The sequence below is a fragment of the Sphingobium estronivorans genome, assembly GCF_008692605.1.
Classification (GTDB): Bacteria; Pseudomonadota; Alphaproteobacteria; order Sphingomonadales; family Sphingomonadaceae; genus Sphingobium; species Sphingobium estronivorans.
Genome location: NZ_LFCT01000004.1, coordinates 50595 through 75003, shown reverse-complemented (window position 1 = coordinate 75003; position 24409 = coordinate 50595). Strand labels below are relative to the sequence as shown.

The 24409-nt window shown below is 65.0% G+C and carries 24 protein-coding genes; 13 read left to right on the top strand and 11 right to left on the bottom strand.

Annotated elements, in window-relative coordinates; all coding sequences use genetic code 11:
* The first annotated feature begins 12 nt into the window (after nt 1-12).
* Nucleotides 13-450, top strand: a complete 438-nt coding sequence (locus F7P65_RS04390) for a response regulator (RefSeq protein WP_150290544.1) — start codon at nt 13-15, stop codon at nt 448-450.
* On the opposite strand, the gene F7P65_RS04385 is transcribed toward F7P65_RS04390, so the two are convergent.
* Both F7P65_RS04385 and murA read right to left on the bottom strand, forming a co-directional pair.
* Nucleotides 395-1921 (bottom strand): sensor histidine kinase, encoded by a 1527-nt coding sequence (locus tag F7P65_RS04385; RefSeq protein WP_150290543.1) that lies wholly within the window; start codon nt 1919-1921, stop codon nt 395-397. The two genes, F7P65_RS04390 and F7P65_RS04385, sit on opposite strands and share 56 nt — an antisense overlap.
* Nucleotides 1914-3197 carry a UDP-N-acetylglucosamine 1-carboxyvinyltransferase gene (gene murA / locus F7P65_RS04380; protein WP_150290542.1) on the bottom strand — a complete coding sequence of 428 codons (1284 nt, stop codon included), beginning with the start codon at nt 3195-3197 and terminating at the stop codon, nt 1914-1916. The genes F7P65_RS04385 and murA overlap by 8 nt, the downstream gene beginning before the upstream one ends.
* 210 nt (nt 3198-3407) lie before the next feature.
* Between murA and F7P65_RS04375 the strand changes: the two genes are divergently transcribed.
* Nucleotides 3408-4145 carry a Crp/Fnr family transcriptional regulator gene (locus F7P65_RS04375; RefSeq protein WP_150290678.1) on the top strand — a complete coding sequence of 246 codons (738 nt, stop codon included), beginning with the start codon at nt 3408-3410 and terminating at the stop codon, nt 4143-4145.
* Nucleotides 4146-4157: 12 nt separating this feature from the next.
* Here the strand turns inward: F7P65_RS04375 and F7P65_RS04370 are convergent, their stop codons facing one another.
* The gene (locus tag F7P65_RS04370) at nt 4158-4724 is read right to left on the bottom strand and encodes an HNH endonuclease (RefSeq protein WP_150290541.1); all 567 of its coding nucleotides are present in this window, start codon (nt 4722-4724) and stop codon (nt 4158-4160) included.
* A 124-nt stretch (nt 4725-4848) separates the two neighbouring features.
* On the opposite strand from F7P65_RS04370, the gene gluQRS reads away from it, so the two are divergent.
* The 7 genes from gluQRS (at nt 4849) to F7P65_RS04335 (ending at nt 10928) form a co-directional block, all read left to right on the top strand.
* A complete protein-coding gene (gene gluQRS / locus F7P65_RS04365; RefSeq protein WP_240334200.1) occupies nt 4849-5718 on the top strand; it encodes a tRNA glutamyl-Q(34) synthetase GluQRS in 870 nt (289 codons plus the stop codon).
* Nucleotides 5719-5727: 9 nt separating this feature from the next.
* Nucleotides 5728-5961, top strand: a complete 234-nt coding sequence (locus F7P65_RS04360; RefSeq protein WP_150290539.1) for a twin transmembrane helix small protein — start codon at nt 5728-5730, stop codon at nt 5959-5961.
* A gap of 6 nt (nt 5962-5967) precedes the next feature.
* The gene (locus tag F7P65_RS04355; protein WP_150290538.1) at nt 5968-6537 is read left to right on the top strand and encodes a cob(I)yrinic acid a,c-diamide adenosyltransferase; all 570 of its coding nucleotides are present in this window, start codon (nt 5968-5970) and stop codon (nt 6535-6537) included.
* 108 nt (nt 6538-6645) lie between these two features.
* Nucleotides 6646-7527, top strand: a complete 882-nt coding sequence (locus F7P65_RS04350) for a GGDEF domain-containing protein (RefSeq protein WP_150290537.1) — start codon at nt 6646-6648, stop codon at nt 7525-7527.
* A gap of 56 nt (nt 7528-7583) precedes the next feature.
* Nucleotides 7584-8852 (top strand): ergothioneine biosynthesis protein EgtB, encoded by a 1269-nt coding sequence (gene egtB, locus F7P65_RS04345; RefSeq protein WP_150290536.1) that lies wholly within the window; start codon nt 7584-7586, stop codon nt 8850-8852.
* Nucleotides 8853-8856: 4 nt separating this feature from the next.
* Nucleotides 8857-9813, top strand: a complete 957-nt coding sequence (gene egtD, locus F7P65_RS04340) for an L-histidine N(alpha)-methyltransferase (protein ID WP_150290535.1) — start codon at nt 8857-8859, stop codon at nt 9811-9813.
* A gap of 32 nt (nt 9814-9845) precedes the next feature.
* Complete coding sequence (locus F7P65_RS04335) at nt 9846-10928, top strand: FUSC family protein (protein WP_150290534.1); 1083 nt, start codon at nt 9846-9848, stop codon at nt 10926-10928.
* A gap of 3 nt (nt 10929-10931) precedes the next feature.
* Here F7P65_RS04335 and F7P65_RS04330 read toward each other — a convergent pair whose 3' ends face one another.
* Nucleotides 10932-11981 (bottom strand): DUF1176 domain-containing protein, encoded by a 1050-nt coding sequence (locus tag F7P65_RS04330; RefSeq protein WP_150290533.1) that lies wholly within the window; start codon nt 11979-11981, stop codon nt 10932-10934.
* A gap of 61 nt (nt 11982-12042) precedes the next feature.
* Complete coding sequence (locus tag F7P65_RS04325) at nt 12043-13311, bottom strand: NupC/NupG family nucleoside CNT transporter (RefSeq protein WP_150290532.1); 1269 nt, start codon at nt 13309-13311, stop codon at nt 12043-12045.
* Nucleotides 13312-13464: 153 nt separating this feature from the next.
* Between F7P65_RS04325 and F7P65_RS04320 the strand changes: the two genes are divergently transcribed.
* Nucleotides 13465-13878 (top strand): SgcJ/EcaC family oxidoreductase, encoded by a 414-nt coding sequence (locus F7P65_RS04320; protein WP_150290531.1) that lies wholly within the window; start codon nt 13465-13467, stop codon nt 13876-13878.
* A 90-nt stretch (nt 13879-13968) separates the two neighbouring features.
* On the opposite strand, the gene typA is transcribed toward F7P65_RS04320, so the two are convergent.
* The gene (typA, locus tag F7P65_RS04315) at nt 13969-15789 is read right to left on the bottom strand and encodes a translational GTPase TypA (RefSeq protein WP_150290530.1); all 1821 of its coding nucleotides are present in this window, start codon (nt 15787-15789) and stop codon (nt 13969-13971) included.
* Nucleotides 15790-16015: 226 nt separating this feature from the next.
* Between typA and F7P65_RS04310 the strand changes: the two genes are divergently transcribed.
* From F7P65_RS04310 to F7P65_RS21955, 3 genes are read left to right on the top strand one after another with little or no spacing between them, the layout of a single operon-like run.
* Entirely contained in the window at nt 16016-17227 is a 1212-nt protein-coding gene (locus tag F7P65_RS04310) for a toxic anion resistance protein (RefSeq protein ID WP_150290529.1), read from the top strand.
* A 4-nt stretch (nt 17228-17231) separates the two neighbouring features.
* The gene (locus F7P65_RS04305) at nt 17232-17942 is read left to right on the top strand and encodes a hypothetical protein (protein ID WP_150290528.1); all 711 of its coding nucleotides are present in this window, start codon (nt 17232-17234) and stop codon (nt 17940-17942) included.
* Between the two features lie 18 nt (nt 17943-17960).
* A complete protein-coding gene (locus tag F7P65_RS21955) occupies nt 17961-18116 on the top strand; it encodes a hypothetical protein (protein WP_162854523.1) in 156 nt (51 codons plus the stop codon).
* Nucleotides 18117-18122: 6 nt separating this feature from the next.
* On the opposite strand, the gene F7P65_RS04300 is transcribed toward F7P65_RS21955, so the two are convergent.
* From F7P65_RS04300 to F7P65_RS04280, 5 genes are all read right to left on the bottom strand, one after another.
* Nucleotides 18123-18410, bottom strand: coding sequence for a PilZ domain-containing protein (locus F7P65_RS04300; protein ID WP_150290527.1), 288 nt, complete (start codon nt 18408-18410; stop codon nt 18123-18125).
* 106 nt (nt 18411-18516) lie between these two features.
* Complete coding sequence (locus F7P65_RS04295; protein WP_150290526.1) at nt 18517-19248, bottom strand: class I SAM-dependent methyltransferase; 732 nt, start codon at nt 19246-19248, stop codon at nt 18517-18519.
* Nucleotides 19248-20375: a peptide chain release factor 2 gene (gene prfB / locus F7P65_RS04290; protein ID WP_150290525.1), complete on the bottom strand. Its 1128-nt coding sequence runs from the start codon at nt 20373-20375 to the stop codon at nt 19248-19250. The genes F7P65_RS04295 and prfB overlap by 1 nt, the downstream gene beginning before the upstream one ends.
* 152 nt (nt 20376-20527) lie before the next feature.
* Nucleotides 20528-23065, bottom strand: coding sequence for a penicillin-binding protein 1A (locus F7P65_RS04285; protein ID WP_150290524.1), 2538 nt, complete (start codon nt 23063-23065; stop codon nt 20528-20530).
* A gap of 50 nt (nt 23066-23115) precedes the next feature.
* Nucleotides 23116-24051, bottom strand: a complete 936-nt coding sequence (locus tag F7P65_RS04280; RefSeq protein ID WP_150290523.1) for an N-acetylmuramoyl-L-alanine amidase family protein — start codon at nt 24049-24051, stop codon at nt 23116-23118.
* Nucleotides 24052-24409: the final 358 nt, after the last annotated feature.

Below are 24409 nucleotides of genomic sequence, written 5' to 3'. Positions count from 1 at the left end.
GTGGGCGTTGGGATGAGCAAAAAAGTTCTGATCGTCGAAGACGAAATTTTCGTCGCTCTGGAAATCGAGCATATTGTCGAGGATGCGGGCTATACGGTCAGCGCCATTGCGGCTGATCGTCAGGCAGCGCTCGATGCTGCGCGCGATTGCGACATCGCGCTTGTCGACCTCAACCTGCGCGATGGGCCTACCGGTCCCGGCATCGGTCTTGAATTGGCGAGCCAATATGGCGTCCGCGTCATCTATGTGACCGCCAACCCCGCCCAGATCGGCGCCGCTTCCGAAGTGGCGCTGGGCGTCATCACCAAACCCTTCCGCGCGCGCAGCATCGCCGAAACGCTGCATCTCGCCGCAACCGACAGACCGGAACTGGAAGCCACGGACATCGCGGGATTCACGCCATTCCCGTCGCTGAACGGCTCATGGATGCGGCTGGAATCCAGAGGCTGAGGTTAAGCCCTTCGGGCCGCCAGTCGCGCCTCATCCGTCCCCCCAATTGTCGTTCGATGCTCAGCTGCATGAGCCGGCTGCCGAACCCTTGCGCCGTGGCGGGCACGGGAGGCGGACCGCCCTCCTCCCGCCAATCGATGCGGATTTCCCTGTCCTCGGTCACCACCAGCAGATGAACGCGGCCGGCGGGTACGGAGAGCGCGCCATATTTTGCGGCATTGGTTGCCAGTTCATGGAACAACAAGGCCAAAGGCGTTGCGGACCGGTCATCTATCGCCGGATTTTCGCCGGAAAAGAGGATGCGCGCGCCGCCCACCACATCGCGATAGGGCGCGAAAATCTGGTCCAATATGCCCCATAGCCGTCCCTCGCCCACGTCTGGCCTTGAATTGGGACCATGGGGCCGGACGAAATCATGCGCCCGGCCCAGCGCCATGATCCGGTCGCGCAGATCGTCCGCTGCGGCTCGAATTTCCGGATGCTGGCGCGCCGACAGCCCGATCAGACCGGCAATCACCGAAAAGATGTTCTTGATCCGATGGGACAGTTCATGCGCGATGACCTCCCGCTCCTCGACCATCAGGATCTGCTCGTTGATATCGGTGCAGGTGCCGATCCAGCGGACGATCTTCCCCTCTCCATCCCGGATCGGCAGGGCACGGCCCAGCGTCCATCGATAGTCGCCGCTGTGATGGCGCATCCGATATTCGATCTCATAGGGATCGCCGGTTTCCAGGCTGTGTCGCCAGCGTTTCCATGCGACCGGCTGATCCTCCGGGTGGAACATCGCGCTCCATCCCTCGCCGTCGGTACTGCCCTGCGCGACGCCGGTAAACTCATACCAGCGCGCATTGAAATAGTCGTTGTAACCATCGGGCAGAGCCGACCACACCATTTGCGGCATGGTGTCCGCAAGGGTGCGGAACATACGATCGCTGTCCGCCACCGCCCGTGCATCCAGCGCCTGCCGGGCGATCACTTCCCGGTCGCGACGGCGCCCCTCCAACTCCGCCATCACCTGATGCGCCAGCAACGACAGGCCCTGCCGCTGAAGATCCGTCAGCCCGGCGCGCGGCTTGTCATCCATCACGCAAAGAGCGCCCAGAGGCGTTCCCTGGCCGTCGATCAGCGGTGCGCCGGCATAGAAACGGACGGAGGGGTCCCCCGCCACCCACGCATTGTCGACAAAGCGCGGGTCCGCGCCGGCATCGGGTACGATGAAGATGGATTCGCCCAGCATCACCTGGGCGCAGAATGACACGTCCCGCGACGTTTCTTCCGCGTCCAGGCCGGTGCGGGCGAGGAAGCGCTGCCGCTCCGCCTCGACGATGCCGACCAACGCGATCGGCGCTTCGCACAGCGCGGCGGCAAAGGCGGTGATCTGGTCGAGCGTAGCGAAACCGCCGGCATCGAGATCATAGCGCGCGATCAGCGCCGCGCGATCCGTCTCGAGCCCGCGCCCTTCAGCCATCGCTGACCCGCTCGATATCGGCGCCGACCGCGGAGAGCTTTTCCTCCAGCCGTTCATAGCCTCGGTCGAGATGATAGACCCGGTTGACCTGGGTTTCCCCCTCGGCGGCCAGACCCGCAAGGATCAGGCTCATCGAGGCGCGCAGGTCGGTCGCCATGACCGGCGCGCCGACCAGGCGGTCGACCCCGCGCACCACCGCCGTGCGGCCATTGACGCCGATGTCCGCGCCCATGCGCGCCAGTTCGGGGACGTGCATGTAGCGGTTCTCGAAGATCGTCTCGGTCAGCACCGACGCCCCGTCCGCCTTGGTCAGCATGGCCATGAACTGCGCCTGCATGTCGGTCGGGAAAGCCGGGAAAGGCGCGGTCGAGATGGTGAGCGGCTTGAGCTTGCCGTCCGACGACACCCTGATGCCGTCCTTCAGTTCCTCGACATGGACGCCCGCGTCGCGCAGCGCGGCAAGAATCGCATGCATGTCATTGGCGCAGGCCCCGGCCAGTTCCAGCGATCCGCCGGTGATCGCGGCGGCGCAGGCATAGCTGCCCGCCTCGATCCGGTCGGGCATCACGCTGTAGGTCGCGCCGTGCAGCCGGGGCTTGCCGTGGATGGTCAGCTTGTCGGTGCCCACGCCCTCAATCTCGGCGCCCATGGCGATCAGCAGGTTGCAGAGGTCGACGATTTCCGGCTCACGCGCCGCATTTTCCAGGACGCAAATGCCCTTGGCCATCACCGCCGCCATAACGGCGTTCTCGGTCGCCCCGACCGACACCACCGGGAACGTATAGATGCCGCCGGGCAGGCCGCCGTCGGGCGCGCTGGCGCGGACATAGCCGGCATTGATCTCGATCTTCGCGCCAAAAGCCTCCAGCGCCTTGAGGTGCAGGTCGATCGGGCGGTTGCCGATGGCGCAGCCGCCGGGCAGCGACACCCGTGCCTCGCCCGCGCGGGCGAGCAGCGGTCCCAGCACAAGGATCGACGCGCGCATCTTGCGCACGATGTCGTAGGGCGCTTCGGTCGAGGTGACGCGCCCCGCGCGCAGCGTCATGACGCGGCCGAAATCCTCCGGCCGGGCACCCTCGATCATGGTCGAGACGCCCAGCTGGTTCAGCAGATGGCCGAAGCTGTCCACATCCGCCAGGCGCGGCAGGTTGCGCAGCGTCACCGGCTCGTCGGTCAAAAGCGCGCAGGGCAGCAGCGTCAGGGCGGCGTTCTTTGCGCCGGAGATGGGAAGGCGGCCGTTGAGCGTTTTGCCGCCGCGAATGTGAATGCGATCCATCGGCTGGTTTCTTACCGTGAATTGCATTTTTCGCAAGGCGCTGAACGCGGTTCCGACCAGCGAATTGGGCCATATCCTGTCGTCAGGCTGAAACATTTATGCATTCCCAAGCTCATTATTGATCGAGTTTAGTGCAAGCGACGGAAATGCAGCCAAAAGACGCATGGGGCGTTTTGCCATCGTAACGACAATGCAAATAAAAAGGTGTGTTTGGTGGCAGCAAGTTGTTTCGCAGAAAGGTTGGCGAAGCATGTACCCTTGTCCGATCTGGAAAAGAAGGCACTCGCCCGACTGGAAGAAAATCCCCGCAAGGTAAAGCGCGGGGCGATGATCCAGCGCGTCAACGATACAGTCACGGAGCTTTTCGTCTTGCGCGAAGGCCGTGTCATGAGTTTCGTTATCCTGCCCGACGGCAGCCGGCAGATATTGCGCGTCTATTTCCCCGGCGATTTCATCGGGTCGGCCAGCACGATCTACAGCAAAGCGCCGGAATCCCTGGTGGCTTTGTCGGACGCGATCATTTGTCCGTTCGACAAACATGCGCTGCGCCGCCTGCTGGAAGAATTTCCGCGCGTCGCGGCGCTGCTGTTCCTGCTGTCCAATGCGGAGCGCGTCGCGCTGACCGACCGGCTCGCCTCCCTGGGGCGGACATCGGCCAAGGCACGAGTCGCCTCCTTCCTCCTCGACATTTTCGACCGGCTGAGGGTGACGGACGACAGCATCATCGACAGTTTCGACCTGAAGCTGACGCAGGAGGAGATTGGCGACGCCATCGGCCTCACCTCGGTCCATGTGAACCGGATGATCCGGCAGATGGAGCAGGAAGGCCTGATCAGCCGGGCCAATGGGCGCATCACCTTACGCGACATGGCGCGGCTGGAGGAGATCGGCCATTATACCAATCGGCACAAGGACATGGATCTGGACTGGCTGCCGTTCCTGCCCTGACGGACGCCGCCGTCACGCCAGCAATTCGACGTCCCAATAGAGCCAGTCATGCCAGCTCTCGTGCAGATAGTTGGGTGGGAAGGCGCGGCCATGTTCCTGCAACTGCCAGCTCGTCGGGCGGATCGGCGTCACATGCAGCTGCATATGCGCTTCCTTGGGCGTGCGCCCACCCTTTTTGAGGTTGCAGGGCGAACAGGCGGTCGCGACATTTTCCCATGTCGTGCGCCCGCCGGCACGACGCGGAACCACATGGTCGAAGGTGAGGTCATGCGGCGATCCGCAATATTGGCAGGCGAACTTGTCGCGCAGGAACAGGTTGAAGCGGGTGAAGGCGGGATGTTCTGACGGCTTCACATATTGCTTGAGCGCGATCACCGAGGGAATCTTCATTTGCAGGCTGGGGCTGTGCACCTCCCGCTCATAGCTGGAGACGATGTCCACCCGTTCCAAAAAAACCGCCTTGATGGCGGTTTGCCAAGGCCAGAGGCTCAACGGATAATAGCTTAGCGGCGTATAGTCCGCGTTCAGGACCAGGGCCGGACAGTTTTCCGGATGTCGTATCAGGTCGGGATGGTACATATATTACCCTTCAACCCCCATTTGCCGCCGCTCTGATCGACCAGAAACGTGACGGAAGCATGACAGCATTAACAACCCCACCCCGTCAAGGGCCTGTATGATTCAATCGCACGAGCCACAGCATATGGTAACTCGCTTCGCGCCGAGCCCCACCGGTAGGTTGCATATCGGCCATGGCTGGTCGGCATTGCGGGCGATGGACTTCGCCCGCGCGCGCGGCGGCGCCTTCCGCCTGCGGATCGAGGATATCGACGGCACGCGCAGCCGGCCCGAGCATGTCGAAGGAATAGTCGAGGATTTGCGCTGGATCGGCGTCGAATGGGATGGCGAGATCGCGTTTCAGTCGGCCCGGCTGGCGCATTATGACGCGGCGCTGGCGCGGCTCCAGGACATGCGGCTGCTCTATCCCTGCTTCTGCACCCGCGCCGACATCGCGGCCAGCGCGAGCGCGCCGCATGGACCGGAAGGGCCGATCTATCCGGGGACCTGCCGGGGGTTGAGCAAGGACCAACAGGCGCGGCGGGTAGCAGCGGGCCAGACGCATGCCTGGCGGATCGACATGGCACGGGCTGTCGAGCGGGCCGGAGCCTTGCGCTGGCAGGCGTCCTCGCTTGAGTGCGGGGACACGCAATGGGTGGAGGCCAAACCCCTGCTGGCGGGCGATGTCGTCCTCGCCCGGAAGGATGCGCCGGCAAGCTATCATCTGTCCTGCACGCTGGACGACGCGGCGATGGGGGTGACCCATGTGCTGCGCGGCGACGATCTTCGCGCTGCGACCGACATTCACCGGCTCATCCAGGCGCTGCTGGACCTCCCCTCCCCCATCTACATCCACCATCCGCTGCTGGTCGGGCCGGACGGCAGGCGGCTGGCCAAGCGCGACGGGTCGATTGCGCTGGCCGATCTGCGGGCGCAGGGCGTCGATCCAAAGCGTCTGGCCGACGACCTGCGCCATGCGCGCTTTCCGATTGGCATTTCGCTGGCAAGCGCCTAGATTCATCCCATGAATACCGTGCTCGTCATCGCCCTGATCCTGGCCATGGGCGCCACCCTGTTCGCCCTGATCCGGGGCATCGTCGCCTTTTTGCAGGCGACCAAGGAACAGCTTAATTCGCCCGAAAACGGTCCCAGCCCGTCCAGCCTGAAGCAGAACCGGATGATGATGAACCGCATCCTGTTCCAGGCGGTCGCGGTCATCATCGTCGCCATCCTGCTGCTGATGAAGGGCAATGGCTGACTCCTCATGGTGAAGCTCAACAAGATCTACACCCGCACCGGCGATGCGGGCACGACTGGGCTTGTCGATGGATCGCGCCTGCCCAAGCACGCGCCGCGCATGCAGGCCGTGGGCGACGTGGATGAGGCGAACAGCGCCATCGGTCTCGCCATCGTGGCACTCGGCCTCGTGTCGGAGGCGGGCTGGCTGACCACCATCCAGAACGACCTGTTCGATCTGGGCGCAGACCTCGCCACGCCCATTCCGGATGGCGCGGACGAGCCGTGGGCCCTCCGCATCGTCGCATCGCAGGTCAAACGGCTGGAGGAGCAGATCGATGCCATGAACGCCGATCTCGCCCCGCTGGACAGCTTCATCCTGCCCGGCGGATCGCCTGCCGCCGCCGCCGTGCACCTGGCCCGCGCCGTCACGCGCCGCGCCGAACGCGCCGCCACCGCCGCAGCGGCCGAAATGGCGCTCAATCCGCAGGCGCTGGCCTATCTCAATCGCCTGTCCGACCTGCTGTTCGTGATGGCACGCCGCCTTAACGGCAATGGCGCGCATGACGTCAAATGGGTGCCGGGCGCGTCGCGGTAGCGGTTCGACTCTCCTTCCGCACGGTTCGTTGCCGTTAACTCTTTTCCTTCACCCATGATTTACGCGCCATCCCAATTTTGAATCCGTTTTCAATAACGGGCCTCAGGGATGCACTTCTACCTCGCGACCTCCTTCCTGTTCCCGCATTCCCTGCGGCTCCGGCTCCTCGCGCTCTGTTGCGGCGCCACCCATCTGCCGCTGCTTGGCTATATCGGCTGGGGCGCCGCGACGGGACGGATGGCCTGGGCCGAGTTCGTCATCCTGACCCTCGCCACCTTGGCGGGCACGGCGGGGGCGCTGATCGGCATCGGCGCGCTTTTGGACCCTCTCCATGCGCTCGCCGGTGGGCTGAATCCGAACAACGTCCCGAACCGGGGAGGCAAGGCCAGACGGACCCCGCCCGACGTCGGCGACATCGTCTGCCGGCTGTTCCCCTTCATCCGCCAGGGTAAGGCCGCTCCGCGCAGCCCGATCGACGAACATAATATCATCGCCCATGAAGACCCGCTGACCGGCATCGCCAACCGGCTTGGCTTCCTGGCGCAGATCGACGCCCTGCCGCAGAACCGGCGGCGGGGCTGTATCGCGATCCTCGACATCGATCATTTCAAGCAGGTCAACGACCGCCTCGGTCAAGACGAAGGGGACCGCATGCTGGGCGATTTCGCCGCCTGCCTTGCGTCGCAGACGCGCCGCGTCGACCTTGTCGGCCGTTGGGGCGGTGAGGAATTCGCGATCTTCTATCAGGACGCCATAGAAGATGAAGCCAGCTGGTCGCTCGCCCGCATTGCCGACCGGATGCGGCGGGAACCCATCGGCCGGATGGACGGCGAACCGATCAGCTTTTCCGCAGGACTCTGCACCTGGCGCAGCGGCCCCGTCACGGCCGCAATCGCACGGGCGGAGGATGCGCTTCATCGGGCAAAGCAGTCGGGCCGGGATCAGATCCGACGGGCCGAACGCCCTTCCAGCCTGGCTTTTGGAACATAAGCGCACTTTCATGCGCTTGGTCGCGAGAGCGGATCAACCGTATCGAAGGGGCATGGATGGCCAGAAGCCGAACCGCACCGAGCCAGATCGACCTGATTACCCGCTATCGGGAAGTCAGGGCGCTCACCGAAGCGCTGGCCGCGCCACTGTCCGACGCCGACGCGACGGTGCAGTCCATGCCGGACGCGTCACCGGCCAAATGGCACCTGGCCCATGTGAGCTGGTTCTTCGAAACCTTCGTGCTGCGCGACCATGTCACTGGCTACAAGCCGTTCGATCCTCGCTACGCCTTCCTTTTCAACAGCTATTATGAGGCGGAAGGCCCGCGCCATGCCCGGCCCCTGCGTGGAGTGCTGACGCGGCCATCGCTGAAGGAAATCCGCGCCTATCGCGCCCATGTCGATAAGGCGCTGATCACGGCGCTGCCGATGCTGATGCCGGACGTGCAGGCGCTGGTGCTGCTGGGCCTGCACCATGAGCAGCAGCACCAGGAATTGCTGCTGACCGACATGCAGCATCTTTTCTCGCTCAATCCGCTGGAACCCGCGCTGTTCGACGCGCCCAACGCCCTGCCCGCGCCAGTGCCGGGCCCCCTCCACTGGATCGAGGGGCGGCAAGGGCTGGTGGAGATCGGCGACGATGGCAAGGGCGACTTCGCCTTCGATTGCGAGGGACCACGGCATAAGGCGGTGCTGCATCCCCATGCGCTGGCGCATCGTTTGATAACCAATGGCGAATGGATCGCCTTCATCGAGGATGGCGGCTATACGCAAGCGTCCCATTGGCTGTCGGACGGCTGGGCGTGGATCCAGACGGAAGGGATTGAGGCGCCGCTCTACTGGCGGCGCAACGAACAGGGCTGGACCCGCTATGGCCTGGACGGCCGCAAGCCGGTCAACCCTGCCGCCCCGGTCACGCACATCAGCCTGTACGAAGCCGATGCCTATGCCAGCTGGGCGGGGTTCCGCCTGCCGACCGAAGCCGAATGGGAAAGCGCCGCGCTGAATATCGCTTCCACCAGCGGCAACCAGCTCGACGGCGCGACCTGCCCGCGCGCGCGCGTGGCGGAGGGGGAATCGACGCTGACCCAGATGTTCGGCGATGTCTGGGAATGGACCGGCAGCGCCTATCGGCCGCACCCCGGCTTCCGCGCCGCCGAGGGAGCAGTGGGCGAATATAACGGTAAGTTCATGTCCGGCCAGTTCGTGCTGAAGGGAGGCAGTTGCGCCACCCCACGCGGCCATGTCCGGGCGAGCTACCGCAATTTCTTCTATCCCCATCAACGCTGGCAGTTCACCGGGCTGCGGCTGGCAAAGGATCTGTAAGGCGATGCTGCTGACGAAGGACGCCACGCTGCCCCTGCGCGCGCCCGATCCGGCTTTCCGACGGGACATTCTGGAGGGGCTGTCGCGCGAGCCCAAGGCGACGCCGCCCATCTGGTTCTACGACCGTCGCGGATCGGAACTGTTCGAGGCGATCACCGACCTGCCCGAATATTATCCGACACGGACAGAAACCGCCTTGCTGGAAAAATATGGGGCGGATTTCGCCGCGATGGTGGGACCGGGACGAGCGGTAGTCGAATTCGGCGCGGGCAGCGCGCGCAAGACGCCGCATCTGCTGCGCGCCATTGACCCGGCGGCCTATGTGCCGATCGACATCAGCGGCGAGTTTCTTCATGCCAGCAGCGCCGAATTGGCATCGACCTTCCCCGGTCTGCCGGTCTTGCCCGTGGTCGGCGACTTCAACCGCGACCCGTCGCTGCCCACCGCCGTGGAGGGGCTGCCCCGGCTGGGCTTCTTCCCCGGATCGACCATCGGCAATATGGAGCCGGAGGCCGCCGTGGACCTGCTGCGAGCGATGCACCGGCTGCTGGGTGAAGGATCGATGCTGCTGATCGGCATGGACCGGATCAAGGACCGCGACCGGCTGATCGCCGCCTATGATGATGCGGCGGGGGTGACGGCGGCGTTCAACCTGAACCTCATCGCGCGGATCAACCGCGAGTTGGAGGGCGACATGCCGCTCGACGGCTTCGCCCATCGCGCGCGCTGGAATGACGAGAAAGCGCGGATCGAAATGCATCTGGAAGCCGTGCGGCCGCTGCATTTTCACGTTGCGGGACAATGTTTCCGCATGGCGACGGGCGAAACCATCCATACCGAGAGCAGCCATAAATATGGCACCCGCGACGAAAGGCTGCTGCTGCGCGCGGGCGGGTGGGAACCGTTGCGGGAATGGACCGATGCGGACGGGCTGTTTTCGCTGATTCTCGCGGAGGCGTAGGCAAGCCGCATCCCTGCCGCTATGCGGGGGACATGAATCCGGCTGCGGTCACGCGTTTCATCTCGGCACGCACCGTCGATGAGGCGGAATGCGTCGCCTCCGTCCTGCTGGCGATTGCGCTGGCACACGGGCTGGGCGCGGTTCATGTCTCCTGGGCGGCGTTCGCCGGCTACATGGTCATGCGCGGTCATGCGGCCGAAACGATGGTGCGCGGATTGCTGCGCATCGCCGGGACGGTCGCGGGCGGCGTGCTTGCGCTGGGGATCGCGCCGCTTGTCCTGCCCTCCATGCCGCTGGTCGCGCTGGCGATGTTGGCGGCGGCGACGGTCAGCCTTTATGGCGCGCTGACCGGCAAGCGATCCTATGCCTGGCTGTTCTTTGGCCTGACCTTCGTCATGCTGCTGTTCGACCGGGTGGAGCATCCCGACATCGCCCTGCCGAGCTTCGTCGCCACGCGGATTCTGGAGACAAGCGTGGGGACGCTGGCCTGCGTGACTGTCAGCCTGGCCTCCACCCTGACGCTGCGTCGCCGCTGGCCCGGCAGCCGGACCCCGCCACCGCAAAGGCTGGGCTGGCACAGCGGGGCCTTTCGCCACGCCTTGCAGGCGGGCGTGGCGGTCGCGTCACTGGCCGTGCTGCATGCGCTGATCGCCATTCCCGCGCCGACGCAGGGCGCGATTGCCGCCATGGCGGTGATGATGATGCCGACGGCCGTCGTTGGCGGCAGCGGCTTGTTTCCCGTGGGTCGCCGCATTGTCCACCGCGTGCTGGGCGGCATCGCCGGAGCGGCCCTCGCGGCCGCCGTGCTGCTGATCGCTCACGGATCGCCGGTGGTGCTGATCGCTGGAACGATGGCGGGCGTGGCGTTGGGGCGGCATCTGGAAAATGGCGATCATGGCTATCGCTATGTCGGCACGCAGTTCACCCTAGCAGTGCTGGTGGCGCTGGTACCCGACAGCTATGGCGATGCCGCCATCGGACCCGCGCTGGAGCGGCTGGCGGGCACGCTGATCGGCATGGCCGCGCTGGCGCCCGTGCTGTTGGGCTGGCACTGGCTCAGCCCGGACCGGACGCGGCGCACTCTCTTGGAACGGGAGGAAGCCGGCGGCATCTGAGGCTTATTCGACGACCCTGGCCGACCAGGTGGTGATCCAGTGCCAGGCGCCCCGGCATTCTCCCATGGCGCTCGCTTCCGTCAGGCGAAAGCGCGTTCCGTCCCAGACATAGGATTCGCTGCCGCCGCAATCGCCCAGACCCCGGCCCTTGGCGTAGCTTTGCAGGGTGGAGGTCTGCGGCGCCCAACTGGCGTTGACCAGCATCGGATGGTTCGCATCCTCGCTCCAGCCCGGCTGATAGTCGAAGCTGGCGAAATGGAACGCCCGCCGCCCCGCTATGCCCGTCGCGATCACGGGGACGGCGGTGAAATTATAGGCCCCCGCCCCGCAAGGCACCAGAACCAGCGTTTCCGTCCTGGAAAGCCGGTGCAGCTCCGGCGGCGAGGCCGCGTTCTTCATCTCGTCCGCGCAGCCGGTGAACTTGCCGAGCGCCGTCAATTCCTCCCGCCAGAGCGCGGGCGGTTCGGCGCCATTGGGGATGATCGCGCGGCGGACCTCCGGGCTGGCAGGCGCCGGGCGGACGGCGCCGCGAGCCAGCGCACCGGTTGCGACCAGCGCCGCCTGCGTCCCCGCCCGTCCCTGCCGCGCATCCATGTACCGGAATGCCGCAGCCGAACCGGCAAGCGAGGGCTGGCCGATCCGCTTGACGCCTGACCGGATCTCCATCGTCCCGCCCCGCGCCATGGCGATGGCGAGTGCGGAAGCCTGCGGTCCTTCCAGGCTGGCTTCACCATCCACGCTGCCCGCGGTCGCGATCGTGCGCCCGTCGATCAGGAAGCTCAGCGTCTCGCGCCCCTTGGCGTCGCGGCTGACCCAGATTTCCGGGTCGGCGGCGGCGCCCGCGTCCCGCCTGATGCCCATCATGACCGGCGCATCGGGCCAGCCGCCACCCTCGGGCAGCAGCGACACAGCCTCGCATCGGTCGCGATTGTCGCAGCCGATGGTCCAGTCCTTGTAGCTTTCCAATGTGCCCGGCCTGGGCGCCTGCGCCCATGCCGTGCCCGTGAGAGCCGACAGCATAGCCGCCAGCCCGAATATGCGTTTCGCCCCCATGGGTTAACCATAATGACTTTTGCCAAGGGGCGGTAGAACTTTTGTTATAGCGATGAAACGATCAGCGCAGGCTGAGCATCAACCCCGCCAGCGCCGCGCTCATCAAATTGGCCAGGCTGCCCGCGACCAGCGCCTTCACCCCCAGCCGCGCGATCACGGGCCGCTGATTGGGCGCGAGATTGCCGGTGACGGCCATCTGGATCGTGATCGAGCTGAAATTGGCGAAACCGCAAAGCGCGAAGGTGACGATCGCGATGGTCGCGGGCGACAGCGCGCCTTCCACCCGCCCCAGATTGATATAGGCGACGAATTCGTTGAGCACGACCTTGGTGCCGAACAGGCCGCCGGCGATCTGCGCCTCGTTCCACGGAATATTGAGCAGGTACATGACCGGCGAGAAGACATAACCCAACAGTTGCTGGAAGCTGAGGTCCGGATAGCCGAACCAACCGCCGATCCCGCCCAATATCCCGTTCGCCAGCGCCACGAGCGCGACGAAGGCCAGCACCATCGCACCGACCGCGACGGCCAGCTTCACGCCGGTCTGCGCGCCCTGGGCGGCGGCCATGATGATGTTCGCGGGCTTTTCCTCATCATGCGTGGCGGGCAGCGGCTCGCCCGGCGTGCCTTCGGCGTCGGAACGATCGGCCATCGGCCGTTCCGGCTCGTGCCCCGGCTCGTCGGGCATCATGATCTTCGCCATCAGCAGACCGCCGGGCGCGGACATGAAGCTCGCCGCCAGCAGATAGTCGATCTTGATCCCCATGGAAGCATAGGCAGCGAGGATGGTGCCCGCGATCCCCGCCATGCCGCTGGTCATCACGGCAAAGAGCTGCGGCGGGGACAGGCCTGCCAGATAGGGGCGGATGACGAGCGGGCTTTCGCTCTGGCCGACGAAGATATTGGCGGCCGCGCAGAGACTCTCGACCTTGGACACGCCCGTCACCTTCTCGATGGCGCCGCCGACCCAGCGGACGATCTGCTGCATGATGCCCAGATAATAGAGGATCGACACCAGGCTGGCGAAGAAGATGATCACCGGCAGCGCCGCGATGGCGAAGCTCGCCCCGCCGATCTCCGGCGTGGCCAGCGGGCCGAAGATGAAGTCCGTCCCCGCCTGCGCATAGCCCAGCAGATTGGCGACGCCATGCGACATGCCCGCGATCACCGCGCGCCCGGCGGGCACATAGAGCACCAGCAACGCGATGCCCGCCTGCAACAGAAAGGCCGCGCCAACCACCCGCAACCGGATGGCGCGGCGGTCGGACGACAGGGCGACAGCCATGACAAGGATCAGCGCAATACCGGCCAGGCCAATGAGAAGATGCATGAAAAGCTTTCGCGCAAAGGGCAAACGGCGCGATCATAAAGGGCCGTCCGCGCGGGGGCCAGTCGCTTTACGATGCTACAAATTTGTCACGATGCGCATCGCCAGTATATGTCCGGCGCTTCCCCTTCGGAAGGCGGGTCGGGAAGGAATGGAATGGAACGACCGGAAAACGTAGCGGCAGCCTTTCAATCTGCCTGGAACACCCATGACATGGCGGCCTTTGGCGCCCTGTTCCATGAGGATGCGACGTTCGTGAACCGGTTCGCCCATTATGTGCGCGGCGTCCAGGAGATCGTCGCGCTCCATCGCCCGCTTCATGAAACGATCTACCGGGATTCGACGCTCGACAATGAACTGATCGACACGGTTCCGATGGGCGAAGACGGCGCCATCGTTCATTTCTGGAGCCGTCTGTCGACCGGGGCCACGCATCCGGCGGGACCGCATGCGGTCGATACGCTGATCCTGGCCGTGCTGAGGCGCGGCGATGGCGGCTGGCGCATTCAGGCGCTGGAGAATGTCACATTGACCGATCCGCGGACGGGAGAAATCGTCCTGAGGAGGTAAGCTGGACCCTATTGGCCGCCTCTGCCGTCAAACGAAAAAGGGACTGGCTCCCCGTGGCGCCAGCCCCCTTTTTCATCCCATGGGCAGCAATCAGGCGGCTGCCTTGGCCCGCGACATGCGCTTGCGCTCGTTCGGATCGAGATAGCGCTTGCGCAGACGGATATTCTTCGGCGTCACTTCGACCATTTCATCGTCGTCGATATAGGCGATGGCCTGTTCCAGCGTCATCTTCCACGGCGGGGTCAGGCGGATGCTGTCATCCTTGCCCGACGCGCGGAAGTTGGTCAGCGCCTTCGACTTCATCGGGTTGACTTCCAGGTCTTCCGGCTTGGCGTTCTGGCCGATGATCATGCCTTCGTAGAGCGCCTCGCCCACGCCGACCATCAGGACGCCGCGCTCTTCCAGCGGGCCAAGGGCGTAGGCAACCGCCTCACCCGCACCGTTGGAGATCAGCACGCCGTTCTTGCGGCCTTCGATATTGCCCTTGTGCGGGCCATATTTCTCGAACAGCCGGTTCATGATCCCGGTGCCGCGCGTGTCGGACAGGAATTCGCCATGATAGCCAATCAGGCCGCGCGACGGGGCCGAGAAGGTGATGCGGGTCTTGCCGCCGCCCGAGGGGCGCATGTCGGTCATTTCCGCCTTGCGCTGGTTCATCTTGTCGACGACCGTGCTGGAAAATTCATCGTCCACGTCGATCACGACGGTTTCATAAGGCTCGGTCTTGTTGCCGGCCTCATCCTCGCCGAACAGCACGCGCGGACGCGAAATGCCGAGTTCGAAGCCTTCGCGGCGCATCGTCTCGATCAATACGCCCAGCTGGAGCTCGCCGCGACCGGCAACCTCGAAGCTGTCCTTGTCGGCCGATTCCGTCACCTTGATGGCCACGTTGGATTCGGCTTCGCGCATCAGGCGGTCGCGGATCATGCGGCTTGTCACCTTGCTGCCTTCGCGTCCCGCCATGGGCGAATCGTTCACCGCGAAGCGCATCGACAGGGTCGGCGGATCGATCGGCTGGGCCTTGATCGCGGTGGTGACGGACGGATCGGCAATGGTGTTCGCCACGGTCGCGACGGTCAGGCCCGCCAGCGAGATGATGTCACCCGCCTTGGCCTCTTCCACCGGCACGCGTTCCAGACCGCGGAAAGCCAGGATCTTCGACGCGCGGCCGGTTTCCAGAACCTTGCCGTCGGCATCGATGGCGTGGATCGGCTGGTTGACCTTCAGCGTGCCCGAATTGACGCGGCCGGTCAGGATGCGGCCCAGGAAATTGTCACGGTCGAGCAGCGTCACCAGGAAGCTGAACGGCGCATCCTGATCCAGCGCCGGGGGCGGCACATGGTCGACAATCTTCTGGAACAGCGGCTCCAGCGTGCCCGAACGCAGCGAAGAGTCCTCATTGGCATAGCCGTTACGGCCCGAGGCGTAGAGAACCGGGAAGTCGAGCTGCTCGTCGGTGGCGTCCAGCGTCACGAACAGGTCGAACACCTCGTCCAGCACTTCCTGGATGCGCTCGTCGGGGCGATCGACCTTGTTGACGACGACGATGGGCCTGAGACCCAGCGCCAGCGCCTTGCCGGTGACGAACTTGGTCTGCGGCATCGCGCCTTCCGACGAATCGACCAGCAGGATCACGCCGTCGACCATGGAGAGGATGCGCTCCACCTCGCCGCCGAAATCGGCGTGGCCGGGCGTGTCGACGATGTTGATGCGCGTGCCGTTCCATTCGACCGAGGTCGGCTTCGCCAAAATGGTGATGCCGCGTTCCTTTTCGAGGTCGTTCGAGTCCATCGCGCGCTCTTCGATGCGCTGGTTCTCGCGGAAGGTGCCGGACTGGCGGAAAAGCTGGTCGACAAGGGTGGTCTTGCCATGGTCGACGTGCGCGATGATCGCGATATTACGCAGGGACATGAAGTTGCCTTCGGGATTGGTGGTTTCCCGGCCGGCACCGCGCCTGACCAAGAGTATCGCGCGCGCCACTACAGGAAATGACGCGTTGCGGCAAGCGTTGCGCACGAGACGGCACGGGAGCGATTGCAATGGGAGGGGCAGCCCTTTAGCGTGTGACGGAGGCTTGCAGCCGGACTGTTCTATATACATATAACAGTGCCAATCCTGACCGTCCTTGAGAGATGATATGGCTTCGACCGCGCCGACCGCCACCGCCGACCCACTCAATCTGACGCCACCCGATCCGGTGCCGCCGGTCGCGCCCGAAAAGGCGGCGGGACTGGTGCCGCTGGACGATGAGAAGCGCTCCAGACTGGACGAGAAGGTCGATGCCTTCGTCGACGATCTCGTCGCGCAGGACGCCAATTCGCCGGAATTCGGCCAGCGGGTCGACCAGCTCACCAATATGGGGCGCAAGGAGATTGCGGAGGCTGCCGGCCATTCGAACCGCTTCCTCGACCGCCCGGTGCGCGCGATGGACAGCGACAATAAAGTCGGCGTCGACCTCGCCGAACTGCGCCGGACCATCGAGGATCTCGATCCGGGCAAGCGCGGCAGCCTGACCGCGCCGAAGAAGCTGTTCGGCCTCATCCCTTTCGGCAACCGGATGCGCGACTATTTCGACAGCTATAAAAGCGCGCAGAGCCACATCAATTCGATCCTCGGCTCCCTCGCCAGCGGCAAGGACGTGCTGATCAAGGACAACGCCGCCATCGATGTCGAACGGCAGAATATGTGGCAGACGATGGGCCGTCTGGAGCAGATGATCCATATCTCCAAGACGCTCGACGCCCGGCTGGAATCGAAGGCGCTGGAACTGGAGTCGACCGATCCGGCCAAGGCGAAGGCGATCCGGGAGAGCGCGCTTTTCTATATTCGCCAGCGCACGCAGGACCTGCTGACGCAAATGGCGGTGACGGTGCAAGGTTATCTGGCGCTCGATCTGGTGAAGAAGAACAATGTCGAGTTGGTGAAGGGCGTGGACCGCGCCAGCACCACCACCGTCGCGGCCTTGCGCACCGCCGTCACCGTGGCGCAGGCGCTGGTGGGGCAACGCCTCGTGCTGGAACAGATCACCGCGCTCAACACCACGACCGCGAACATGATCGATTCGACCGGCGAGATGCTCAAGACCCAGACCGCCCAGATCCACGAGCAGGCCGCGTCCAGCACCATTCCCATCGAGACGCTGCAACGCGCCTTCCAGAATATCTACGACACGATGGACAATATCGACACGTTCAAGATGAAGGCGCTGGAGAATATGAAGACGACGGTGACCACGCTGTCGAACGAGGTCGAAAAGTCCAAGGGCTATATCGCCCGCGCCGAGGGGCAGGCCCAGGCCGCGCAACAGGCCCGCGCCGACAATCCGTTGCTGAGTTCGATCGAGGCGTGATGCGATGAGCCGGTCCGACCGCGTACTGGCCGATGCGGAGGCCGTGCTGCGCCGCCATAGCGAGCGCGGCCAGAGCCTGACGGCACGGGCGCGGCAGCGGCGCAACGCGGCGCTGATGCGGAAAGTCAAATATGCTTTCTGGGCCATCGTCGCGGTGCTGGTGGCGAGTATTATAGCTGGCTTCGTCGCCCCCATCGGCACGACCGGTGTGATGATCGCGCTGGGCGTCATGCTGGCGGCGGTACTGCTGATCGGGGCGCTGCCCGGCGAAAAGCGCGTCAGGACCGAGACGCTGGCGGGCACCGCGCTCACCGCTTTGCCGTTGCAGACCGAAATCTGGCTGGAAAACCAGCGCAAGGCCCTCCCCGCCCCCGCCGTCACGCTGGTCGACAGCATCGGCGTCAAGCTGGAGACGCTGGCGCCGCAGCTCGAACGGCTGGGAGAGCAGGACCCGGCAGCGCAGGAAATCCGCAAGCTGCTGGCCGATCATCTGCCCGAACTCGTCACCGGCTATCAATCCATCCCCGAACCGCTGCGCCGCGAGGTACGCAACGGCCGCGTGCCGGAAAAGCAGCTGATCGAAGGACTGAACGTGATCGACGCGGAAATCGCGCGGATGAGCGAAAATCTGGCGAGCGGCGATCTCGACAAGCTGGCGGTGCAGAATCGCTTTCTTGAGCTGAAATATCAGGAGGCGAAGGAACTCGGGCAATAGAACCGTTTTCCTATCGTTATGATCCATCTGACGCTGATCATCGTCGATTTCCTGACCGGGCTGCTGGCGGCCGGCGCCTGGGCGCTTGCGACGGCCGGCGGGGCGATCGCGGCGCTGGTCGCCGGGGGATTTCTGGGCATGGCGGTGCTGCGCAAATGGCGGCAAAGGGGGTGAAGCCGGTCAGTGCCCCTCGATCCAGACGGTCATCACCGCCGGGGTCAAAGGCTCGCTGAACTGGATGCCGAAACGCTTGCCATTGGCCCACATCACCTGTCCGCTGGCCGCCTGCCGCAATGCCTCGACGGTCAGGAAGGTGCCGGCCACGGGCGGGGTTTCGCAATGGGCGAGCGCGCCCGAGCAGGACAGGTCCAGGAAATGCGCCCGCGCCGCCATGCCGCCGAAGCGCAGCGCCACCGGCTCGAACATCTTGTGGCGCGGATCGTGCCGCCGCTGCGTCAGGTCAGCCATTCCCGCCCCTCCCCCGAAGGCCATTCACCACAACAGACCAAAAGCGCCCACCGAATGCGCATTAACCAGATGGGGCGCAAAGGGAAGGGCAGACTGACGGAAGCGATCAGTTCCGCAGCGCGCAGGGGACGATGGCACTCGGGTCCGGCCGCGCGGCGACTCGTTTGAAACGCGCGAAATAGCCGCCCGCCGTCGGCTTGGGCACCAGTTCTTCTAGCCGGAAACCCATCGCCGCCAGTTCGCAGGCAAGCAGGCGCGGCGGCGTGCCGTGCTGGTCGGTCGGCCGGTTGGCGTCCACCACGATCAGCTCGCCATCGGGCTTCAGCGCCGGGCTGAGGTTCCAGAGAAAGGCATAAGGCTCTGCGATCTCATGATACATATGGACCATGAAGATGCGGTCGAAGCTGTTTTCGGGCAGCCGGGGATTTTCCGGCGCGCCCAGCTTGACGCTGACATTGCGCCAGTCCTCCCGCGTGATGCGGCGGCTCAATGCCTCGATCACCTCGGGCATGATGTCCTCGGCCAGCACGCGGCCCTTGTCCCCGACCCGGTTGGCGAGGCGCACCGTATAATAGCCTTCGCCCGCGCCGATGTCGGCCACGGTCATGCCGGGCCGGATGCCCGCGCGGTTCATGATGTCCTCTGCCTCGTTCACCCGGTCGCGGGCCTCTTCGCTCGACCAGCGGGTGGAAACGATGGGCGCCACCGGGCGGTCGGCGCGCGGGAAGGCGCGGACTGCCGCCGGGCGGTCGCTATTCTTGTCCGACGAAAAGGGGCCGCAACCCGCCAGCAGCAGGCATCCGGTCAGGATGCCGGCCGCCCACGCCGGACTTTTCATCAGTCGACATCCTCCACATCGACCTTCTCGCCCGTGACCTTCTGACTGAGCGCGGCGGCCATGAAGGGATCGAGCGCGCCGTCCAGCACATCGTCGGGCGAGGTGGAGGTGACGCCGGTGCGCAAATCCTTCACCAGCTGATAGGGCTGGAGGACGTAGGAACGGATTTGATGGCCCCAACCGATCTCGGTCTTGGCCTGATATTCACCCGACGCGGCTTCCTCGCGGCGGCGCAGCTCGGCTTCGTACAGGCGCGCCTTCAGCATGTTCATGGCCGTCGCGCGGTTCTTGTGCTGCGAACGGTCATTCTGGCTGGCGACGATGATGCCTGAGGGAACGTGGGTGATGCGGACCGCGGAATCCGTGGTGTTGACGTGCTGTCCACCGGCACCGGATGCGCGGTAGGTATCGATCTTGAGGTCGCTTTCATTGACCTCGATCTCGATATTGTCGTCGATCACCGGATAAACCCAGACCGACGAGAAGCTGGTGTGGCGCCGCGCCGAACTGTCATAGGGGCTGATGCGGACCAGCCGGTGCACGCCACTTTCGGTCTTGGCATAGCCATAGGCGTTCTCGCCCTTGAACAGGAAGGTCGCGGACTTGATGCCCGCCTGATCGCCTGCCTGATAATCGACCAGTTCCACCTTGTAGCCGCGCCGTTCCGCCCAGCGGCGGTACATGCGGCTGAGCATTTCGGCCCAGTCCTGGCTTTCGGTGCCGCCCGCGCCGGCATGGATTTCCAGATAGGTGTCGCTGGCATCGGCCTCCCCCGCCAACAGCGCCTTGATCTTGTCCTCATCCGCGCGGTCGGCCAAGGCCTTCAGCGAGGAAATGGCTTCGCTCACCATATCCTCATCGCCCTCGGCCTCGGCCATTTCGATGAGTTCGGCGGTGTCGGTCTTTTCGCTGTCGATCGCGCGGGTGGCGCCGATGGCGGCGTCCAGCCGGGTACGTTCCCGCATCACTTCCTGCGCCAGCTTCTGATTGTCCCAGAGCGTCGGATCCTCGACGCGGGCGTTCAACTCGTCAAGGCGACGCAGCGCGCGGTCCCAGTCCAGGAAGCGGCGCAGCAGGTCCAGCGCGGCGTCGATGCGGTCGATATATTGCTGCGCTTCGGCGCGCATGGTCTGTTCTCCAAATTTCACGCCTGCGGCGCGAACGGTCTTGATGCGGTCCTTTCTTGCGGCGCGGCGCGCGCGTCAAGGAAAACCGGCTTTACCGGGCAATCGCCGGGAGGGTAGCAAAAAGCAGCTTCCCGCCCAAGCGGTCGCGGACGTCAATAAATCCCGCCCTGATCCTGCAGGAAATCGCTGTCCGTGCGCTGGTGGCGCTGGACGGCGGCTTCAACGCGGGCGGCGGCCTTGTCCTGGGCGGCGACCTCTTCCTTGCGGATCGAGCGGCGCGGCTCGGATTCGGGCTTGAACGCTTCCCAGATCACGGCGGGCTTCGGCTCGTCGGTCGGCCAGACGCCATAGACGCGCTTGCCCGAGCGACGGTCGATCGTGACCATGCGGATGCCCGCCGGCGCCACGAAGGGCGTTTTCGGCATGGTTTCCAGCACCGGCGCCATCGCCGCCTTCCAGATCGGCGCGGCGACGCGGCCGCCCTGCGCCCAGCCCCCCAGGCTGCGCGGCTGGTCGTAGCCGATATACACGCCCGCGACGAGATCGGGCGATCCGCCGACGAACCAGACATTGGTGGGACCGTTGGTGGTGCCGGTCTTGCCGAACAGCGGGCGCTTCAGGTCGGCCAGCATCGTCGCCGTGCCGCGCTGGATCACGCCCTCGGCAATGTGCACGACCTGATAGGCGGTCATGGGGTTCATCACCTGCTTGCCCTCGAAACCGAAGCGCGGCATCGGCTTGCCGTCCCAGTTCGCCATGTTGCACCCGTCGCAGGCGCGCCAGCGCTGCGGCCAGATCACCTTGCCATGCCGGTCCTGCACATAATCCATCAGCTTGGGGGTCAGTTGCCGCCCCTGATTGGCGAGCATCGCATAGGCGTTCACCATCCGCTCCACCGTGGTCTCGCCCGCGCCCAGCGCGAAGGACAGATAGGGCTGATAGTCGCCGATCCCCATCGCCTTGATCGTGCGCACGACGCGATCCATGCCGGTCTGGCTGGCGGCGCGCACGGTCATCAGGTTGCGGGACTGTTCAACACCCCAGCGCATGGTCTGGGGGCCGGCGCTGCCGCCGGAGAAGTTGCGGAAGCATTTCTGGCCCAGGCCCGCGCCCTGATAGACGCACAGCGGCCCGTCGACGATGATCGAGGCGGGCGTCATGCCATTGTCCAGCGCGGCGGCATAGACGAAGGGCTTGATCGTCGATCCGGGCTGGCGCATCGCCTGCGTCGCGCGGTTATAGGAGGACAGGCGGCTGTCGAACCCGCCCTGCATGGCGTGAACGCGGCCCGAATGGGTTTCCTCCACCACCATGCCCCCGGACACTTCGGGGATGTTGCGCAACGCCCATTCCTGGCCGTTGCGCGCCACCACGATCAGGTCGCCGGGCTTCATCGCGGCAAAGGCCGGACCGCCGGTCTTGCGATAGGGCAGTTGCGCCGATCCGGCGGGCAGGGTTCCGGTCGAGCCGTCGGAAAAACCGATCCGCGCCGAGGACGAACCCCGGTCGATGAGGGCCGCGACGCGCCATCCGGCATAATCGACGTCGATATAGCTGGCGGCCAGTTCCCGCTCCCAGCCGCGATCCATGTCGACCCTGCCGATCGGGCCGGACCAGCCCTTGCCCGCGTCGAAGCGCAGCAGGCCGTTGCGCAGCGCCGTCGCCGTCAGATCCTGCATCTTCGGATCATAGGGGCTGCGGACCCAGAGGCCGCCGGCATAGACGCTGTTGGGGCCATCCTCCGCCTTTTCCCCGAAAAGCTGGATCAGGCGGCGGCGCACCTCTTCCATATAATAGCCACCGGCGCGGGCGTCGAAGCTGGAACCATGGGAGGACACGGTGCCCAGCGGCTGGGCCAGCGCCTCGTCCCGCTGCGCCTTGGTGATCCAGCCATTTTTGTACATTTCGCCCAGCGCCCAGTTGCGGCGATCCAGCGCGCGGGCATGACCGGTGGCGCTTTCCGGGCGGTAATTGGCAGGTCCCTTGGGCAGGATCGCCAGATAGGCCATTTCGTGCAGCTTGAGGTCGGCCACATCCTTGTCGAAATAGGCGCGCGCCGCCGCCTGCACGCCATAGGCGTTGCGGCCGAGGAAAATCTGGTTGAGATAGAGCTCCAGAATCTGCTGCTTCGACAGCACCCCCTCCATGCGGTAGGCGAGGATCATTTCCTTCACCTTGCGCGTGGGGGAATATTCGTCGCCGATCAGCAGATTCTTCGCCACCTGCTGGGTGATGGTGGAGCCGCCACGGGCGCGCTGGCCCGAACCGATCTTGGTCGCATAGTCGACGACCGCGCCGGCCAGGCCGGTCAGGTCGACACCATGATGTTCGAAGAAGGTCTTGTCCTCCGCCGACAGATAGGCGTGGATCAGCAGCGGCGGATAATCGCTATATTGCAGCTGGACGCGCCGTTCGCGGGCATAGCTGTGGACCGGCTGGCCATCGACGTCGCGCACGATGGTGGGCAGCGGCGGCTCATAGTTGAGCAGCGTCGACGCGTCGGGCAGGCCGCGCGCAAAGATCAGCCAGAAGAGCCCGTAGGCAAGCAGCAGTCCGCCCAACCCGATCGCGATCCAGCGGAACCAGCGGCGCTCCCAATGCGGATGGACACTTTGCCGAAGTCCGCTCACGCCCCGGCGCAGGCGCTGGGTGAAGGACGATGCGGCGTTTTCTGGGCGAGCCTCTTCCATGATGTCCGAGGCTCTAGGGTGAAATTGCGCCTAGCGCCAGAGCGGATCGACTAACCGCCTGCCCCGCCCTCGCGCAGCGCGCGTCTGCGCGCGAAATGCACGTCGATGGCCCGGGCCACGCCCTTGGCGATATTGGCCTGCCCTTCCTTCGACGCCAGGAAAGCCGCGTCCTCCGTGTTGGAGATATAGCCGGTCTCGAACAGCACCGAAGGCGTGTCGGGCGCCTTCAACACGATCAGCGAGGCGAACCGGTGCGCCGTGCCGCGGAACGGCACATAGGGCGCGCCCTCGCGCTGCAACAGCCGGGCGAAGGCGACGGAGATGTTCATCGATTCCCGCTGCGTCAGGTCGATGAGGATCGACGACACCTCTTCCGACTGGCCGCCCAGATTGACGCCGTTCAGCACATCCGCCTTGTTCTCCCGCGCCGCCAGCCGGGCCGCCTCGCGGTCGGACGCGGTTTCGGACAGGGTATAGACGGTCGCGCCACGCGCTGCGTCATTGTCCGCCGAATCGGCGTGGATCGAGATGAACAGATCGGCATTGAGCATGCGGGCAATGCCATAGCGTTCCTGCAGCACCAGGAAATGGTCGTCGTCGCGGGTCAGCGCCACGCGCACCCTGCCCGACTGCAGCAGCCGGTCGCGGATCGCCCGCGCAATGGCCAGAGTCACGTCCTTTTCACGCTCGCCATTGACGCGATTGATCGCGCCCGGATCATGACCGCCATGCCCCGCATCGATCACCACCAACGGGCGGGAGGCATCGCGCGGCCCTTCCACCGGCGGCAGCGCCACGCCGCGGGCCACCGGCGGGATCGGCACGGTGATGCTGTGGACCCGTCGGGCCGGACGCGGCGCCATTTGGGCGGGCGCATCGAAACGCAGCCCCCGCCAATCGCCGATCGGCATGAGCGCGGTCATGCCGCCGGCGTGACCGGGCGCACCTGAAAAAAGCAGGCTCGCGAGCGCAAGGCTTGGGATCATGCGCCGCTTGTGCAACGCGCCGCCCTTGGCCGTCCAGCCATATTTTCGCACGGAATTGCGCGTTATGCACCGGCTTCTTCGACCGGGAAGGACAAGGTTAACGTCGCCTTCATCATGTTGAGATTAAGCAGCGCCGCGCAGGCAACAATATTTCAGGGGGCCGTTGCTCCTTTGCATTTTGACTGCTACCCATTCATATTCCTGAAAGGCTTGCCCATATTGTGCGCCGGCCCTTTGAGGCATTTCACGATGGCATCGGCGGCCGCTCAAGCGTCCGACACGATGTACGAACAGGTTGACGCTGCATGAGGCATGAATTCCAATCCACGCTGAACCCGGTTCCGGGCGATGCGGCGTG